Source organism: Wolbachia endosymbiont of Listronotus oregonensis (assembly GCF_031205055.1).
Lineage (GTDB): Bacteria > Pseudomonadota > Alphaproteobacteria > Rickettsiales > Anaplasmataceae > Wolbachia.
The window spans coordinates 1,381,811-1,399,758 of record NZ_CP102118.1 but is presented as its reverse complement, the minus strand read 5'-3'; the positions used below and the strand labels follow the sequence as shown (position 1 = coordinate 1,399,758).

The window sequence follows — 17,948 nt, the reverse complement described above, 5'->3', positions numbered from 1 at the left end:
TTCACAGAGAAGAGCTCCCCGGGCCGGATTCGAACCAGCGACCAATTGGTTAACAGCCAACTGCTCTACCACTGAGCTACCGAGGAATAAACCGTCTTTAATTTATCACGTTGAACGTTGATTGTAAACGTTTTTTGTATACTTTGTAAGAGCCTGTTCAAATTCACTTCGCTTTATTACTTCAACAGTTGCACCAATAATATCTTTTATTTGAGTTGCAAAATTCTCTCCTGTATAGCCCGCATCAACCAGTATATTTTTAACTCCAGAAAGGTTTTCTTTTGCATTGTTGACCATTCTCACAGCACTAGTTGTTCCTGCAGTTGCTACATAAATTGCATGTCTTGAGTATCAACTGCGATATGGCCCTGAGATTTTTTTACCAGCGTCATAGCCTTTTTCTTCAGCAGTATCTGCGTTCTTTACACTCTGAGCATCAATTATGTACAGGTTCTTAGCTATATTTCTAGCTGTAACTATAAATGTATGGATTTTTTATCGTGCCATGTTATAATTAACGTCTTGCTAAAAATTAAATATTGATGAATGAACTAAAAAAGTTAAGTATTACACAAATGCATGACGGGCTCAAAAAAAGGAGTTTTTCCGCTGTTGAACTCGTGGAGGCGCACATCAGTGCGGTTGAAAATGAGAAATTAAATGCATTTATAACAAAAACCCCAGAGATAGCAATGAAAGCTGCTAAAGCTGCAGATGAACATTTCTCTAGGCAAAAGGATGATTTAATCTCGCCGCTCATGGGTATACCAGTTGGCATCAAAGATCTATTCTGTACAAAAGGAATAAAAACAACAGCATGCTCAAAAATGCTGGAAAATTTCGTTCCGACTTACGAATCTACGGTGTCTGACTTGCTTTTAAAAAGTGGAGCAGCCATGCTCGGTAAGCTTAATATGGATGAATTTGCTATGGGTTCTGCGAACACAAACAGCTATTTTGGCCCTGTTGAAAATGTGTGGATTAGAAAAAGTGATGGGGAAAAAGTTGTTCCTGGTGGATCATCTGGTGGATCTGCAGCATCGGTTGCTGGATTTTTATGCGCTGGAGCGTTAGGAAGCGACACCGGTGGATCTGTACGCCAACCAGCAGCTTATTGTGGAGTAGTTGGAATAAAGCCAACTTATGGAAGATGCTCGCGTTTTGGTATGATTGCATTTGCGAGTTCTCTGGATCAAGCAGGAGTCATTACTCGTTCTGTCTCTGATTCAGCATTAATGCTGGAAGCAATTTGTGGCTATGATAAAAAAGATTCAATATCGAGCGAAAAGCCAGTGCCTAAATTTTCTAGCTTTATAAATGGTGATGTCAAGGGTAAGTGTATTGGTATACCAAAAGAATATAGGATGGATGGAATTTCAGAGGAAATAGTTCATAATTGGGAAAGAGTTGCTTCCTATTTAAAAGAAAATGGCGCTGAAGTTGTTGACATTACTCTGCCACATACTAAATATGCAATACCGGTCTATTATTTAATCTGTTCTGCTGAAACTTCATCCAATCTTGCTCGTTACGATGGTGTGCGTTATGGATTAAGGGTTGATGCTGATACCCTTGAAGAAATGTATTCACTAACAAGAGCAGAAGGTTTTGGTAAAGAGGTGAAAAGAAGAATTTTAATTGGCGCTTATGCGCTTTCTTCAGGTCATTATAATGAATATTACGAAAAAGCGCAGTGCATTAGAGCATTAATCAGAAATGATTTTATAAAAGCGTTTGAAAAAATAGATTACATACTTGTGCCATCTGCTCCAACAGAAGCTTTTGGCTTAAATGAAAAGCCAGATCCGCTAATTATGTGCATCAATGATGTGTTTACCGTGCCAGCAAGTCTTGCAGGATTGCCTGCTATTTCTGTTCCTGTTGGGCTTTCCAATGAGGGTTTACCACTTGCCTTGCAAGTGATTGGAAATTATTATGACGAAGCTGGAATATTAAATGTGGCAAGTTTGATAGAGCAAAATTGCGGCAGAATAATTAGACCTCTTGCGTAATCTATTTTCTGATAGTAATTTTTGCATTAAAATTTGCTTATGCTCATCAACGTACTCTATGGCTCCATTTTTAGATGAATAGCAAAAACAGGGCATATTAATCTGTTTACAAAATTTTCGTGTAACAGTTCACACTTAATTAAACAGACTAAATTCTGTAATTTTGGGATGTTGAAAAATTCACCTTACGTTGTCATTCCAGCGCATAACGCATAACTGTACGAACATTGTGATTTGGGCCTACCAGAAGTGCAATGCCTCTTATCCAAGTACCCTCTTCTTGTCATTCCAGTGCTTGACACTGGAATCCAGTTTTCCATATAATCTCATCAAAAATGTTTATTTTCTAGCTACTTTTATACTTATCAACTCAGTATGCTTACTTACAATTAAAATTCCTGGATCCCAGTGTCAAGCACTGGGATGACACCCTCCTGATGGGCCAAAATCACAACGTTCGTACAGTTGTGCACGTGACGCTGGAATCTAGTCTTTATTATGCAGCCACTTATTTAAAGTTAAGTTTTCTGGATCCAAGTAGTCAAGCTACTCGGATGACACCCTCTTGGATAGAAACCAGTGTCAGCTACTTTCATGACACCATGACAACCGTCATCCCGCTGCTTGTTAGCGGGATCTATGCTAAGAGATACCGCGAATGAATCGCGGTATGACGATCTGCGGCAGTATGACGGTTCGCGGCGGCATGACGTAGGACTGCTGTCATCCCGCTACGTGTTAGCGGATGAGATACCGCGAATGAATCGCGGTATGACGATCTGTGGCGGTATGACGGTTCGCGGTGGCATGACGTAGGACTGCTGTCATCCCACTACGTGTTAGCGGATGAGATACCGCGAATGAATCGCGGTATGACGATCTGCGGCAGTATGACGGTTCGCGGCGGCATGACGTAGGACTGCTGTCATCCCGCTGCTTGTTAGCGGGATCTATGCTAAGAGATACCGCGAATGAATCGCGGTATGACGATCTGCGGCAGTATGACGGTTCGCGGCGGCATGACGTAGGACTGCTGTCATCCCGCTACGTGTTAGCGGATGAGATACCGCGAATGAATCGCGGTATGACGATCTGCGGCAGTATGACGGTTCGCGGCGGCATGTGACGATAACCTCGTCATCCCGCTGCTTGTTAGCGGGATCTAGAGATACCGTTACGGTATGACGAGGGAGAACAGTTGCTACTTGTTAGCGGCTAAGAGATACCGCGGCGGTATGATGTAGAGTGCTTAGAAGCGGTTATTTTGCTATAAATGGCTGTAATGGCATCATCTATTTTATTGCTATCACAGCCTGTTTGTGCAAGTTCAGCATTCCCACCACAGTTCTTTTCAACTGCTATTGATATTAGTTCTTTTGCGCTAATCTTATTGATTAAGTCTTTACTTACTTTAATAATCAAGACTGTTTTATCTTTTTCTGTTGCCGTGAAAGCTATTACCGTTTTTGGTTTTTGTTGCTGCAAAACAAACTCTCTTATCACATTTGCTGGAATATCAGTGAAAGTGTGGCTTATAAAATTTATTCCATTTATTTCAGTGCTTTTTATATTCTCTGCACTCACAAGCTTTTTATATAGGTTTCTTATTTTGGTTTCGGATTTTTTGTGTTCTTGACTTAAAACACTTAATCTGCTTGTTATTTCACTTACTGGCACTTTTACGAATTCTGCAACTTTTTTTAAGTTAATTTCATTATCACGTACATAATTGATTGCTTCCTGACCAGTTAAAGCTTCAATTCTCCTCACTCCAAAAGCAACAGAACTTTCTGTTACTATCTTAAATAAACCGATTTCTCCAGTATGTTCAACGTGCGTGCCACCACATAGCTCTTTCGAATCTCCAATATTTACAACTCTAACCTGATCACCATATTTTTCACCAAACAACGCCATGGCTCCTTCGTCTATTGCCTGATTCATGCTTTGAATTTTTGTAGATGCAGAAAGATTTTCTCTGATTAGAGAGTTTACCATATCCTCTACCCAGAATAACTGATCTTGAGTCACTTGAGTGTTATGGCTGAAGTCGAATCTCAGTCTATCTGGTGCAACTAGGGAACCTTTTTGAGTGACATGATCACCCAAGATTTTCCTCAATGCAAAGTGCAGAAGATGCGTAGCCGAATGATTTCTTCTTAAGGTTTGCCTTCTTTCCTTGTCGATGCTTGCTGTAACTACATCACCTTTACAAATTGAGCCGAATTTAACTATGCATCTGTGCAAACATAGGTCATTAACCTTATGGGTATTCTCGACTATAATAATACTTCTACCAGGTTTGATCAGACTGCCAGTATCCCCACCTGTCCACCTGACTCGCCATAAAAAGGTGTTTTATCAAGTATAATGATTATCTTTTCTCCCTCCTTTGCAGAATCAATTACTTCATTTTTAGAGGAAACTATAGCTAGTATTTTCGCATCACTTACTTCATTGAACTCATAACCAACAAATTTTGTTTTGCCAAATTTATTGATCAAATCAAACCATACTTGCTCAACAGATTTTTCACCAGATCCAGCCCATTTAGCACGTGCTCTCTCTTTTTGTTCTCCCATTGCATTATCAAAACCCTTCTGGTCAAAATTTATTTTTTTCTCTTTTAAAACATCAAGTGTAATATCCAAAGGAAACCCATAGGTGTCATATAGCTTAAATGCTGATTCTCCAGGTAAAGTATCGCCCGATTTTAAATCTGTAGTGAATTTCTCCAGAAGATTGATACCTTTCATCAAAGTGTCTTTAAAGTTTTCTTCCTCTGATTTTAACGTCGTTTCTATTAAGCTTTTGGCTCTGACTAATTCAGGATAAACATCTCCCATATAAGCCGAACTCGTGCTATCTATCAGCGCCGGAAAAATGCGATGGAGTAGAGAATCATTATATCCAAGCAAGTGGATATAACGCGCGGCTCTCCTAATTAATCTGCGTAATACGTAATTCCTGCCCTCATTTCCAGGAAGCACTCCTTCTGCGATGAGAAATGCAGCCGCGCGAAGATGATCTGCTACGATCTTATGCGCTATTTTATTTTCCGTTCTTCCACAGTACTCTTGAGATTTATTGATCAGAGCAGAAAATAGATCAATATCATAGTTATCATGGACATTTTGCATTACAGTAGCTATTCTCTCAAGACCCATTCCAGTATCGATGCATTTTTTTGGCAATTTGTGTAAATTACCTTCTTCATCTTTGTTAAACTCCATGAATACCAGATTCCAGATTTCAACAATTCTATCGTCGTCTTGTAAATTAGGACTCCCATGATCATAAAAAATTTCAGAACATGGACCGCATGGACCAGTGCTTCCCATACTCCAAAAGTTATCGTCCGTTGCAATTCTTATGATTTTATCACTTGAAAAGCCACTTATCTTACGCCAAATCTCGTACGCCTCATCATCAGTATGGTAGACGGTTATGGATAGTCTGTTTTTATCAAGAGATAACTCCTTAGTGATAAATTTCCACGCAAATTCTATCGCAGTTTCCTTAAAGTAATCACCAAAGCTAAAATTTCCGAGCATTTCAAAAAATGTGTGATGCCGAGTTGTATAGCCAACATTTTCAAGATCGTTGTGTTTACCGCCTGCTCTTAGGCACTTTTGACTTGAGACAGCACGTTTCATTTCAGTTTTTTGAGCACCAGTAAAAATATTTTTAAACTGCACCATACCAGCATTTGTAAACATGAGTGTTGGGTCATGTTCTGGAATCAAAGGAGAAGAAGAAACCTGTTCGTGGCCATTACTTATAAAAAATTTTATAAATCTTTCTCTGATTTCACTTAACTTCATTATTTTTATTGAGATTATTCATGAATAATAAGCTGCAATGGAAATAAAATCAATTACAATACCACCACTCTCTAGATCTCAGAACTTCTAGTGATATGCACCTTGTGGTAAGGAAAAATCAATATATTCACGATAAATTTACCTCATATCTGTGTTTTATATGTGGAAATTGGAATGGAAATTTATGTAGGCAAAGAAAAAAGAATAGCAAATGTGGTAACTGAGCACTGGAGTGACATAAAAGGACCAGACAGAGATTGGCCAGAAAGGCACGAAATAGACACTGCAGAAATAATGGAGTCATGGCAGCATTGTTTTATCATTGAAGTCAAGGATCAAGGTTATATTTGTGAAAATGCAGGAGAAAAGGCTGTTGAATTCTATGGTTTTGAGAAAAAGACGCGCATTGATAATAAGTATGCAATTGATGCACCATTTTTGCGACTATATAAAATAGATGCAGTTATTGATAAACTTGATGCTGTAATAGAGAGTAAATGCCCAATCAATGAAGAGGAAGAAAGTGAAAGTGTTAAAATGAGGCAAGTATTGTTGCCACTTGGGAATAAAGAAGGTATAACACACATATTGGGCGTAATTACTTTTAAACTCCTTTAATATACAATTTTAATTTGATTCTTTAATAAAATTATTTATACTAATGCTTAATTACTATTAAAGAACTCAATAGTAGTGTTTGTAAATTTATTTGGAATATGAAGAGAATAAAATTAAAAACCAAATCTTCTGTTAAAAAGCGCTTTCACCTTACAGCTAAGGGTAAAGTCATTTCTACTCAGTCAGGCAAAAGGCATGGCATGGTAAAGAGAAGTAAATCTAATATTCGTAATCAGCGCGGTACAACGATTCTTGGTAAATCTGACTCGCGTATAGTTAAGCTTTATATGCCTTATGATATTTAACAAAATGGAGGTAAAATAAAATGGCTCGGGTAAAACGTGGAGTCACTACTCACGCTCGTCATAAAAAAATATTGAAACTGGCAAAGGGTTATAGAGGACGTGCAAAAAGCTGTTATAGAATTGCATTACAAAGAGTTGAAAAAGCATTGCAATATGCTTACAGAGACAGAAGAACCCGTAAACGTGATTTCCGTAGCTTATGGATAATACGTATTAATGCAGCAGCAAGAGAGCATGGGCTTACTTATGGTAGGTTTATGCATGGTCTTACACTTGCCGGCATTGATTTAAATAGAAAAATTCTTGCTGAGATGGCCGTTAATTATAAGGATGATTTTGCCAAATTAGTAGAAGCTGTAAGTGGTAAATTAGCGGAGAATTCTTAAAGCAAAAACACTTGAAAGCGTGAGAATTATTTTCATGGGGTCACCGGAATTCGCTGTTAGTACGCTAAACTTACTATTGAAATCACAGAATGAAATAGTAGCAGTATACACCAAGGCTCCAAAACCTTCAGGACGTGGACAGAAGCCAACGAAATCTCCAGTACATGTTATCGCTGAAGAAAGTAACATAGAGGTATGTACTCCTATCTCTCTAAAGTTTTTGGCAGAGCAAGAAAAATTTAGAAATTTCAAACCAGACGTTGCAGTTGTTGCTGCGTATGGATTGATACTTCCAAGAAAAATTTTGAATATTCCTAAATATGGTTGTATTAATATTCATCCTTCATTACTACCAAGGTGGCGTGGTGCAGCTCCGATACAGCACACAATTTTAGCAGGAGATCAAGAAACCGGGGTTAGCATTATGCAATTGGATGAAGGATTAGATTCCGGCCCTATTTTAAAACAGGAAAAATTTCTTATCGAAAAGAACGATAACTACAAGACATTGCATGATAAATTGTCTGAATTAGGCAGTGATTTACTGCTGAAAGTGCTAAACGAAATTGAAAAACAGGTTCCCTTAAAACAGAACGATAATGATGCATGTTACGCTGACAAAGTGGAAGACTATAAAATTTATGCAAGTGATGCTTGTGAGGTTGCTTATAGAAAGGTTAAAGCGTTTTACCCAAAAGCGTTCATCAAGATAGAGAATAAACGTATCAGGATACTTGATGCTGACTTTGAAGCTCTCGCTTCAGAACAAGGTAAGATTGTTAACGATAATATGCACATAAGTTTAAAAGGTGGCACTTTAATTCCTAAAGTTGTACAAATGGAAGGGAGAAATCCTTACAGTATTGAAGATTTTATTCGTGGCTTGAAATCAAGCATGGTAAAAAAATTTATAGAATAGACTGCTTTAAATTAGTGTAGAAATGTAATAGCTAAATTTCCTTTTCTTAGATATAATCTTAAAAAACTTTCCGTACAAAAATGAAAATAAAAAGAGCTTTAATATCAGTATACGACAAAACGAATATAATTGATCTTGCATCGTTTTTAATGCAGCAACAAATAGAAATTCTCTCAACGGGAAATACTTATAAAGCACTATCTGATGCCGGAATAAAAACACAAGAGGTCTCAGATTACACACAATTTCCAGAGATACTGGGTGGTAGAGTAAAAACTTTACACCCTAAAATTCATGGAGGAATACTTTGCAATAGAGAAAAGCACAAAACGGAAATGCAAAATCTAGGTGTTGAGCCAATAGACCTGCTTATAACTAACCTATACCCATTTTGGGAGACAGTAAGTAGCGGCTCAAATGAAGATCAAATTATAGAACAAATTGATATCGGCGGAGTGGCGTTAATTAGAGCTGCAGCAAAAAACTTTTGTTTTACTTCAGTTATTTCTAGCATTCAAGACTATGAAGCACTAAAAGCTGAGATGATAAAAAATAACAATGAAACAACATTGGAATATAGAAAACATTTAGCAACCAAAGCATTTGCTCTCACTGCACACTATGATTCTAATATTCACAGTTGGTTTTTATCCCAGAGTAAAAATAATGAGTTGCCAGAGTTTTTTGCACTATATGGACATAAAGTACAAGAACTCAGGTATGGTGAAAATCCCCATCAAAAAGCTGCATTTTATAGTAATCAATTTACCAAATATCCGCTAGAAAAAATACATGGGAAAGAGTTGAGTTATAATAATATAGTAGATATAGAGTCCGCACTTAACATAATTTCTGAGTTTAAAGAGCCTGCAGCAGTGATAATAAAGCACAATAACCCATGTGGCACTGCTGTTAGTGATAATGCTTTGGAGGCATATGAAAAGGCCCTATCGTGTGATGAAGTAAGCAGTTTTGGTGGTATAGTAGCTTTAAATCGGGAGATAGATTTAAAGCTAGCAGAAAAATTAAACGAGATATTTTTGGAAGTAGTGATAGCACCTTCAGTCAGCAATGAAGCACTAAAAATTTTGCAAAGAAAGAAAAATTTAAGAGTGATTATTCATAAATCTTTCCAACAAAATGTGAAATACCAAACTAAAAATGTTGTTGGTGGGTTTTTGGTGCAAGAAAATAATGACCACACAATAAAAGCAGAACAAGTAACAGAATGTACTACAACAGAAAAAGAAAAGGAAGATCTTATTTTTGCCTGGAAAATATGTAAACATGTGAAATCCAACGCAATAGTTATAGCAAAAGATGGTTGTGCTATTGGCATCGGTGCAGGGCAAACAAGCAGAATAGATAGTGTGAACATTGCAGTAAAAAAAGCAGGTGAAAAATGTAAAGGTGCAGTGCTTGCTTCAGATGCATTTTTTCCATTCCCAGATAGCATAGTAGAAAGTGCAAAACATGGAATTACAGCTATAATTCAGTCTGGTGGCTCGCTGAAAGATCAAGATGTGATAAAAGCTGCAAATGAAAATAAAATTGCTATGTTTTTCACTGGCGTTCGCAGTTTTTTCCATTAGGCTTTGTGTCTTATGGCTAGAGATTTTTCCATATCATACCACCATAACTGTACGAACGTTGTGATTTGAGTCCACAAGGTAGGATGTCATTCAAGTAGCCTCCTTCCCCTGTCATCCCAGTGCCCTGACTACTTGGATCCAGATTGGACACTGAGCTGGTGAGTATAAAAGTATAGCTTCTACGTCATACCGTGATTTATTCACGGTATCTCACATAGATCCCGCTAACAAGTAGCGGGATGACGATTCTTCAAATCGTCAAGGTGTCATCCGAGTAGCTTGACTACTTGGATCCAGGAAACTTAACTTTAAATAAGTGGCTGCATAATAAAGACTAGATTCCAGCGTCACGCGCTGGAATGACAAGTTCGCGGCGGCACCCTCGTCATCCCGCCACGGTATCTCTAGATCCCGCTAACAAGCAGCGGGATGACGGTTGTCAGGCTAGCTGTCATCCCAGTGCTCCTTTTTGTCATCCGAGTAGCCCCTTTTGTCATCCCAGTGCTTGACACTGGGATGACACCCTACTTAACCATCATACTGCCGCGGTATCTCTTAGCCGCTAACACATAGCGGAATGACGAAGTTATCGTCATTCCACCGCGAACCGTCATACCGCGATTCATTCGCGGTATCTCATCCGCTAACAAGAGATCCCGCTAACACGTAGCGGGATGACGGTTGTCGTTTAGCTACAAACGTTAAGAAATTTACCAAACGAAAAAAAGGCAAAAGAAGCCCCGTGGTGCGAGTTTTGACTCTATATTACTGTAAGTGGCGCTGTAATAATGTGCTAACGCTTAAAATAAGCGCGATTTGGCTGAATGTAGAAAAAATAAAAAAGACATGCAGCCGCTATAATTTTATGTAATCCGCCAATAAATACCCTGAGTTTTTTACTGAATTTTGTCATTGAGCCTGCAGGTCAAAAACAAGTTTTGAGTCATAAATACCCTTATTGTCATAATAAGCTTACTATTACCCACAAATAAAAACATAGTATTGTATTTACTCAAATAATTTAATTTTATTAACCTGAAAGCTTATTGGATTAAAATTATTAAACTAAGAGTTATAATTTTAGCAACTAAAAGCTGTAAATTGCACCATATAAACAGTTATTTCAAGCAAAAGTTATGCCATTAAGAGCTATGCAACAAACATTTATATTTGTGGGTAATAGTAAGCATAATAAGGGGGCTGGCGGAGTTTGTCAAGAAATTTTCTTATTTCATTTAAATTGCTTGTAACCTTCTTATACACTCGTCTTTACCAAGAATCACCATGATATCGATGATTCCAGGTGCATCCATTACTCCAGTTATAGGGGCACGTAATGAGTGGTATACACTGCTTATTTTCATATCATGTGATTTTGCACATTCCTTGATCTGAGAAGATAAAAAACCCTTATTCCAATTTTCATCACCGATCTTTGACAGAAATGATGCGAGTAACTTAATTATATTGAGGTTAGATTTGACAATTTGACAAGCTTCTTCACTTAAATCAAGTGGCGGATCTTGAATATAAAATTTTGCTAAATCCAATAATTCGGTCAGGTAGTTTGCTCTTTTTTTCAGCTCTGTCAGTCCCTGCAGTAAATAGCCCTTTTTTTTGTCAGTTAGAGTATTTTCTCTAAGCATTAGAGTCAGAATATCTTCATTGCTCATATTACTAATATAGTGGTTATTCAAATGCTCCAGTTTTTTGAAATCGAGCCGTGCAGGTGAACGACCAATACTTTCTAAATTAAACCACTCTATTGCTTGCTCATCGCTAATAATCTCATCGTTGCCGTGACTCCAGCCAAGTCTCAGCAAGTAATTACGCATCGCTTTTGGCAATATTCCCATCTTTTCATAATCGCAAACGCTTGTGGCACCATGCCTTTTGGATAGCTTATTCCCATCTTCCCCATGGATAAGCGGTACGTGTGCAAAACGTGGAACATCAAAATCAAGAGCCTGGTATATTAGCAATTGCTTAAAAGTATTAGTGAGATGGTCAGAACCGCGTATTATATCAGTTATTCCAGCATCATGATCGTCAACTACCACGGCGAAAATATATGTTGGAGTGTTATCAGAGCGTAAGATCACTATATCATCAAGCTGGTCGCTATTTACTTTGATTTGGCCGTATATTTTATCATCAACGACGATCTCTTGCGAGTCTGGCACTTTGAAACGGATAACTGACCTCACACCCGATGTCATTCCAGCGCGTGACCACATATTTTTTCTGGATCCCAGTGTCGAGCACTGGGATGACAAGAAGGAGGTTTTGTAGTACATTTATGCTTGTATATCTTGCCCTCTTCTCTTGCTTTTATTTTCTTTTCTGCAACTTCATCTTCAGGGCAGTAACAGTGATACGCCCTACCCTTCTCAACTAAAAGGTTTGCTACTTCTTTATGCCGCTCTATTCTTTTTGACTGATATACTATTTCTCCATCATAACTCACACCGAGCCATTTTAGCCCTTCTATAATTGCATCAATTGCTTCTTGTGTTAAACGTTTTCTGTCGGTGTCCTCAATCCTTAGCAAAAACCTGCCACCATGGTGCCTCGCGTAGAGCCAATTAAATAAAGCAGTACGAGCCCCTCCAATGTGCAAAAACCCTGTTGGTGATGGAGCGAATCTAGTGACTACGTCTGGCATATTTGTCTATTACAGTAATGTAAATGATGATAGCTAAAATTTATGCTTGCAACAATGTGGAATTTATTTATTCTGAGAGATAAGATTTACTTGTTTTTCATAAGTTATGTTGTATAATTTATTATTGGTTGAATATAGCGAGGTGAGTTATGGATGGACTTGTAGATATAGCAAAATTGCTTTCAGATAATGAAGCTACTGTCGGTTGGCGTTACACCGGCCCTTTTGATAAAACAAAACAAATAGTACGGGTAGATAATCTCTTGCATCTAGCTGCAAGAATACCAAAAAAAGATAAATTTGTAGACATTTGCAGGAAGAACATTGCTTCTGTAACTGCGCATAATGAATATGGAAATAATCCATTTCATGAAGCAGCAAGGAGTGGGATTTTGCTGCCTGCAGTAAAAGAGATTGTGCATTACTTAGAGACGGAAGCTGATAACAAAATTACAAAAGCAGAAGAAGCTGGAGATCGGAAAGAAGTAAGCAGATTGAAAGAGGAACTCAAATGTAATAAAAAATATATTAAAGATGCGCTCTGCAGTAAAGACCATGCTTTTAATAAGAAAAGGGAAACTCCTCTTTATTACTTAGATGCTGCACAACAGAAAGAAATTAAGCAAATCGCAGACATAAAAGACAGCTTTATATGTAATCAGAAGTTTCACCTGTGTTTATATATAGTAGGGGCTATAGCGTGTATTGCTGCCTTGTGTTTATCTTTATATTTTCTGTATCTATCTTCTCAGACTTTTGCACTAAGCTCGATGGTTGCAATAGCTTCTGGCGGAGTCACATACCTGTCAGTTAAGGCATGTAACGAGATACATGCCTTGCATAACGAAAGCACTTTAGTGGAAACTAATGTACAACTTGCAGGAGAAGGTTTGGGTGTTTGATGAAGCTAGAAATTACTTGCAGGCAATGATATAGAAATTTACTTTCTTAACTTAAGAAAGTATACTGATACGATGACGGAAAAGAAGTACAGTAAGATTTTAATAGCAAACAGAGGAGAGATTGCTTGCAGGATTATCAGAACTGCCCATAAGATGGATATATCTTGTGTATGCGTATATTCGGATGCGGATATAAATTCTGTGCATGTAAGGCAAGCAGATGAGTCGAGGTATATTGGCCCTTCGCCATCTTGCCTCAGTTACTTAAACATCGAAAAAATATGCGAGGTAGCAGTTGAAACAGGTGCACAGGCAGTTCATCCTGGTTATGGGTTTTTAGCGGAAAATCCAGATTTTCCACGTGCTCTTCAAAAACATAATATAGACTTCATCGGTCCCAGTGCAGAAACAATAGAAGTTACAGCCAATAAAATAACGGCAAAAGAAGAGGCAAGAAAGGCTAGAGTAAATGTAGTACCAGGATATATGGGCAAGATTAAAGATGTCGCTCATGCAGCCATCGTTGCTGAAGAAATTGGCTTTCCGGTTATGCTTAAAGCTGCATCAGGCGGTGGTGGCAAAGGAATGCGAATTGTAAATTCCAAAAAAGAAATTGAACTAGCGTTCACATCAGCAACAAATGAAGCAGAGAAAAGTTTTAAGGATGGCAGTATCTTTATAGAGAAATATATAGAACTACCAAGACATATTGAAATACAAATCATAGCAGATAAATATGGCAATATAGTGTGTCTTGGAGAAAGAGAATGCTCGATACAAAGGAATAACCAGAAAATAATGGAAGAAACGCCAAGTCCATTCATTAGTGAAGAAGTAAGACAAAAAATGTATGTCCAATGTGTTTCTCTGGCAAAGCAAGTTGGCTATTTTTCAGCAGGCACTGTTGAGTTTGTTGTAGATAAAGACCAAAACTTCTATTTTCTTGAGGTAAATACGAGATTGCAAGTTGAGCATCCAGTAACAGAATTTATAACTGGAATAGACATAGTAGAAGAAATGATTAGAACTTCCTGTGGAGAGAAATTGAGATTCAATCAGGATGATATTAAACTTACTGGTTCTGCAATAGAAAGTAGAATTTGCGCTGAAGACCCATCGAAGAAATTTTTCCCTTCCAGCGGAAGAATAAAATATTACGATAAACCGGATGAAAATGATTATGTAAGAATAGATGATGGAGTTGCTGCAGGTTCAGAAATTAGCACGTTCTATGACTCAATGATTGCAAAAGTTATAACATATGGAAAAGATAGAGTAGAAGCGATCAGTAGAATGCAAAAAGCATTGTCTGAATGCTATATAGAAGGAGTAACAAATAATATAGAATTTCTAGAATCCATCTTCCATCACCCAAATTTTATTGCAGCAAAGCTCCATACGAGATTCATTCCAGACCATTACCCTAGTGGGTTTCACGGCGATTTTGTTACAGAGGAGTATATTAAAATATTTATTTTCACTGCGTTATATGTTCATTTGGAAAATGAAGAAAGGTACCATCATAAAGCAGTGAATGAAACACCTCAGGTGTCATTCCAGTGCGTGACACTGGAATCTAGTAAAAAGAAGGGGCACCAGTATCAGCTACTCGGATGGCAGGTGACCGTGCAAGAGATTTATTCATAGTGAATATAAATGACAATGAGTACTCCGTAAGTGCAAGATATCAAGATAATATATTAACAACAGTATATAACCACAATACATACTCTGTAGTAGGCAAGTGGAAATCAAGTCATAAGTTACTATATATTACAATTAATGATGATGCTGATATAACATTTAAAGTAGAAAAACAAGGCAGCAAATACTTCATAAGACATGCAGGCATGAAAGCTGAGTGTTGTATATTTAAGCCTCATGTAGCTGAATTAATTAGGTTAATGCTAAATAATGAAACAGAAGGGATTTCAGCAGATGCTGTAAAATCCCCAATATCTGGCTTATTAGTTAAGTTGCACGTAAATATAGGAGATCAGGTGGAAATAGGACAACCTTTATTTGTGGTGGAGGCAATGAAAATGGAAAATATCATATGTGCTGAAGCAGCAATGGTGATAAAAAATATTCTCGTTCAAGAAGGAAAAAATGTGCAGATTGGTGATGTAGTATTAGCTCTGCTTTCTTAAATAACACAAGAAGTATAAACTTGACCCAAACAAGATAAATGAAAACACTTGATGAGCTATGGCAATGGCTATTGGTATGTGCAATAATAGAGTAATTACACCCAAAATGATCTGAATGATAACGGAGAGCAGCATAATATATACCGGTTTTACGCTAGCATTTTTTACTGTGAGTATTACTACCAAAGCTAGTATTAGCAATGCCAGTGCTCGATGTATAAATTGCACTGTTGCTCTGTTCTCAAAGATATTCAGCCATATAGGGTGTAAGAAAAATAAATCTTCTGGAACGATTTGTCCGTCCATTAGTGGAAAGGTATTGTAAATCAAACCAGCATTTAATCCCGCAACAAACGCACCGAAAATTATTTGTATTACAATTAGGGCCAAAATCATCCCTGTGTAGTATATAGTGTCACTACTAATCTTAAGTTTAGTTTGCTTTGGCCTGATTTGGTAATCAAAAAATTGATATGACAATAATGCAAAGACAATTAATGCTAATAATAAGTGAAGTGCAAGCCTATAGTGGCTAACATGAGGTTCAGTTACTAAACCACTTTTAACCATATACCAACCAGCAAAAGCTTGTAAAGCTCCAAATAATAATGCCACAAATAGCCTTATTACTACCTTTTTAGATATTTTTCTTCTTAATGTAAAATATATAAATGGCAGGACAAAAACTAAACCTGTTAGTCTTGCAACCAATCTGTGTACATATTCTATTAAGTATATAGCCTGAAATTCCTCCATACTCATACCATAGTTGAATGCTTTATACTCAGGTGTAGTTTCATATTTTAATTTTTCTTGTAGCCAATCTTGTCCACTCAGTGGTGGCAATGTTCCAGTGATGGGTTTCCACTCCGTGATTGACAATCCTGCTTTTGAAAGTCTGGTAAATCCACCAATCCCCACCATGAGAATTACCATAATACAGCAGAGAAAAAGCCAAATAGCTACAGGTTTTGATTCCATAAACCATGCTGAGTTTTGTTCCATCGCTCAGGGTAAAGAATAAATTCCCATAAGGCAAGAAAAGCTGCAACACTATGTAGCAGACTATAGACCGGAAAAAATATCGATACTATATAAAAATAAAAAGGCATCTTTTGCTGTTTGACAGCTATTACCAAAAGAATCAGGTTAGTAACGTATACCACTACAAAGTAGTACAAAAATAATTCATTTAAAACTTTAGTTAATATCAATGAAAGCAGTAAAAATGGAGTAGTAAAAAATATAAAAGCTGCAGAGCCAACAAAAAGATTCAATAGCAAAATTCCCTTAAATCCAGTGTGTTTATAAAGTGACTTTATATTTTTTAAATGAACAATATAAGTTTGCATATAGCCTTTGATCCAGCGCGCTCTTTGCTTAATCCAAGCAAATACAGCAATTGGTGACTCTTCCAATGTTTCTGAGTCAATCATCCTGGTTTTATATCCCATTTGCGCAAGTCTCAAACCAAGGTCAGCATCTTCGGTAACACTATAAGCATCCCAGAAAAACAATTTTTTTAGAATTTTTACTGAAAAATGATTACTGCTACCACCCAAAGGCATTGGCATGTTCATTTTTTGGAATCCAGGCAATAAGTATTGAAACCAGTTCATATACTCCAGAGAAAAGGATTTTGTCAGAAAATTATGATCATAATTATAGTAATTCAACCTTGCCTGTACACAGGCAAGCTTATCGTCGCCCTTATTAAATTCAATCAGTGCTTTTTTTAACTGCAATGGGTCTGGTTTATCATCCGCATCATATATTACTGCATACTTTCCTCTAGCAAAGCTCATAGCATAATTGCATGACTTGGCTTTTGTTCTAGGCAAAGAATGAGGCACTTTTATTACTTCAAAATACTGTGGTAAAGTGTACTTTTCTATAGCTGCTAGCGTTTCCTGGTCATCACTTTCTACCTGAAGCTTCACATCTAATTTCGATTTTGGATAATCCAAACTTTCAATGCTTTCGATCAATTGCTCTATCACTGCACTTTCTTTAAAAGCAGGCAATAAAATAGTATATATAGGAAAATCTTCTTCATTCAGCTTACTATAATCCACTTTTTGGTTGGAGGTTTCACATAAGTTAAAAATTGTAGCTATAAACTTGAATAAATAACTAGAACATCCGATTATAAATATCAACATCAAAGCAAAATATGTATATTTCTCTGTTAGTGTTAAAATTGAAGTTACAATAAAGAAAGAAGCAAAAAATATTGAGCTTAGTTTAATGCTTTTAGCTGAAAAATTAGCATTCTTGTAATATAAGTAGTTGCTTGCAAATTCTGAAATACCAAAGTGCGAGTTAAGAAGATTTAAAATCTGTTCGCTATCCACTTTTATTAATACATAGTCAATACCGTAATGAGCTTCGACCCAACGGTTGATATCTCGGCTTGTGTCTTCAACCATAAAAAAAGTAGTATCATTTAATTTTTGCCAAGGAATTATATTAAATTTATAGTAAAAAAGTTTCTCTTGCTCTTTGCATAAACTAGAATCAAACTTAATTTTTTCTACATTATCAGCTTGAAGTATAGGCAATTGTTGCATTAAAC

The 17,948-nt window shown here is 37.0% G+C and carries 13 protein-coding genes, 1 tRNA gene and 4 pseudogenes; 10 read left to right on the top strand and 8 right to left on the bottom strand.

Going from position 1 to position 17,948, the window contains the following annotated elements:
* Positions 1–14 precede the first annotated feature (14 nt).
* The 3 genes and pseudogenes from NMD99_RS07065 to NMD99_RS07055 all read right to left on the bottom strand — a co-directional run.
* Positions 15–86 (bottom strand) — tRNA-Asn (locus tag NMD99_RS07065).
* A 19-nt stretch (positions 87–105) separates the two neighbouring features.
* The gene (locus NMD99_RS07060; RefSeq protein ID WP_253309452.1) at positions 106–297 is read right to left on the bottom strand and encodes a hypothetical protein; all 192 of its coding nucleotides are present in this window, start codon (positions 295–297) and stop codon (positions 106–108) included.
* 35 nt (positions 298–332) lie between these two features.
* Positions 333–444: pseudogene (locus NMD99_RS07055) on the bottom strand (IS5/IS1182 family transposase); the annotation flags it as partial.
* Between the two features lie 98 nt (positions 445–542).
* Here NMD99_RS07055 and gatA point away from each other — a divergent pair.
* The 3 genes from gatA to NMD99_RS07040 all read left to right on the top strand — a co-directional run bounded on the left by gatA (position 543) and on the right by NMD99_RS07040 (position 3,138).
* Positions 543–2,012, top strand: coding sequence for an Asp-tRNA(Asn)/Glu-tRNA(Gln) amidotransferase subunit GatA (gene gatA / locus NMD99_RS07050; RefSeq protein ID WP_264688431.1), 1,470 nt, complete (start codon positions 543–545; stop codon positions 2,010–2,012).
* 624 nt (positions 2,013–2,636) lie between these two features.
* Entirely contained in the window at positions 2,637–2,828 is a 192-nt protein-coding gene (locus tag NMD99_RS07045) for a hypothetical protein (RefSeq protein ID WP_309166029.1), read from the top strand.
* A 121-nt stretch (positions 2,829–2,949) separates the two neighbouring features.
* Positions 2,950–3,138 (top strand): hypothetical protein, encoded by a 189-nt coding sequence (locus NMD99_RS07040; RefSeq protein ID WP_309166027.1) that lies wholly within the window; start codon positions 2,950–2,952, stop codon positions 3,136–3,138.
* A gap of 89 nt (positions 3,139–3,227) precedes the next feature.
* Here NMD99_RS07040 and alaS read toward each other — a convergent pair.
* A pseudogene (alaS, locus tag NMD99_RS07035) lies at positions 3,228–5,836 on the bottom strand (alanine--tRNA ligase).
* 174 nt (positions 5,837–6,010) lie between these two features.
* Between alaS and NMD99_RS07030 the strand changes: the two are divergent.
* The 5 genes from NMD99_RS07030 (at position 6,011) to purH (ending at position 9,656) form a co-directional block, all read left to right on the top strand.
* Positions 6,011–6,454: a PAS domain-containing protein gene (locus NMD99_RS07030; RefSeq protein WP_253309455.1), complete on the top strand. Its 444-nt coding sequence runs from the start codon at positions 6,011–6,013 to the stop codon at positions 6,452–6,454.
* A gap of 98 nt (positions 6,455–6,552) precedes the next feature.
* Positions 6,553–6,759 (top strand): 50S ribosomal protein L35, encoded by a 207-nt coding sequence (gene rpmI, locus NMD99_RS07025; protein WP_253309456.1) that lies wholly within the window; start codon positions 6,553–6,555, stop codon positions 6,757–6,759.
* Between the two features lie 20 nt (positions 6,760–6,779).
* The gene (gene rplT / locus NMD99_RS07020; protein ID WP_064125369.1) at positions 6,780–7,145 is read left to right on the top strand and encodes a 50S ribosomal protein L20; all 366 of its coding nucleotides are present in this window, start codon (positions 6,780–6,782) and stop codon (positions 7,143–7,145) included.
* A gap of 19 nt (positions 7,146–7,164) precedes the next feature.
* Entirely contained in the window at positions 7,165–8,064 is a 900-nt protein-coding gene (fmt, locus tag NMD99_RS07015; protein WP_309166022.1) for a methionyl-tRNA formyltransferase, read from the top strand.
* 80 nt (positions 8,065–8,144) lie between these two features.
* Positions 8,145–9,656, top strand: coding sequence for a bifunctional phosphoribosylaminoimidazolecarboxamide formyltransferase/IMP cyclohydrolase (gene purH / locus NMD99_RS07010; RefSeq protein WP_309166020.1), 1,512 nt, complete (start codon positions 8,145–8,147; stop codon positions 9,654–9,656).
* Between the two features lie 524 nt (positions 9,657–10,180).
* Here the strand turns inward: purH and NMD99_RS07005 are convergent.
* Complete coding sequence (locus NMD99_RS07005) at positions 10,181–10,306, bottom strand: hypothetical protein (RefSeq protein ID WP_309166019.1); 126 nt, start codon at positions 10,304–10,306, stop codon at positions 10,181–10,183.
* A gap of 585 nt (positions 10,307–10,891) precedes the next feature.
* Positions 10,892–12,321 (bottom strand): annotated as a pseudogene (gltX, locus tag NMD99_RS07000) (glutamate--tRNA ligase).
* Between the two features lie 149 nt (positions 12,322–12,470).
* Between gltX and NMD99_RS06995 the strand changes: the two are divergent.
* Entirely contained in the window at positions 12,471–13,223 is a 753-nt protein-coding gene (locus NMD99_RS06995) for an ankyrin repeat domain-containing protein (protein WP_309166018.1), read from the top strand.
* Positions 13,224–13,295: 72 nt separating this feature from the next.
* A pseudogene (locus tag NMD99_RS06990) lies at positions 13,296–15,373 on the top strand (acetyl-CoA carboxylase biotin carboxylase subunit).
* Here the strand turns inward: NMD99_RS06990 and NMD99_RS06985 are convergent.
* The gene (locus tag NMD99_RS06985; protein WP_253309463.1) at positions 15,356–16,354 is read right to left on the bottom strand and encodes a COX15/CtaA family protein; all 999 of its coding nucleotides are present in this window, start codon (positions 16,352–16,354) and stop codon (positions 15,356–15,358) included. The pseudogene NMD99_RS06990 and the gene NMD99_RS06985 overlap by 18 nt on opposite strands.
* Positions 16,336–17,934: a glycosyltransferase family 2 protein gene (locus tag NMD99_RS06980; protein WP_309166964.1), complete on the bottom strand. Its 1,599-nt coding sequence runs from the start codon at positions 17,932–17,934 to the stop codon at positions 16,336–16,338. The genes NMD99_RS06985 and NMD99_RS06980 overlap by 19 nt, the downstream gene beginning before the upstream one ends.
* Between the last annotated feature and the right edge of the window lie 14 nt (positions 17,935–17,948).

Excerpts from the sequence above, each read along its gene's own strand:
- NMD99_RS06995 (WP_309166018.1), top strand. The coding sequence starts at position 12,471 with ATGGATGGACTTGTAGATATAGCAAAATTGCTTTCAGATAATGAAGCT.
- NMD99_RS07060 (WP_253309452.1), bottom strand. The coding sequence starts at position 297 with ATGGTCAACAATGCAAAAGAAAACCTTTCTGGAGTTAAAAATATACTG.
- purH (WP_309166020.1), top strand. The coding sequence starts at position 8,145 with ATGAAAATAAAAAGAGCTTTAATATCAGTATACGACAAAACGAATATA.
- NMD99_RS06985 (WP_253309463.1), bottom strand. The coding sequence starts at position 16,354 with ATGGAATCAAAACCTGTAGCTATTTGGCTTTTTCTCTGCTGTATTATG.
- rplT (WP_064125369.1), top strand. The coding sequence starts at position 6,780 with ATGGCTCGGGTAAAACGTGGAGTCACTACTCACGCTCGTCATAAAAAA.
- NMD99_RS07030 (WP_253309455.1), top strand. The coding sequence starts at position 6,011 with ATGGAAATTTATGTAGGCAAAGAAAAAAGAATAGCAAATGTGGTAACT.
- rpmI (WP_253309456.1), top strand. The coding sequence starts at position 6,553 with ATGAAGAGAATAAAATTAAAAACCAAATCTTCTGTTAAAAAGCGCTTT.
- gatA (WP_264688431.1), top strand. The coding sequence starts at position 543 with ATGAATGAACTAAAAAAGTTAAGTATTACACAAATGCATGACGGGCTC.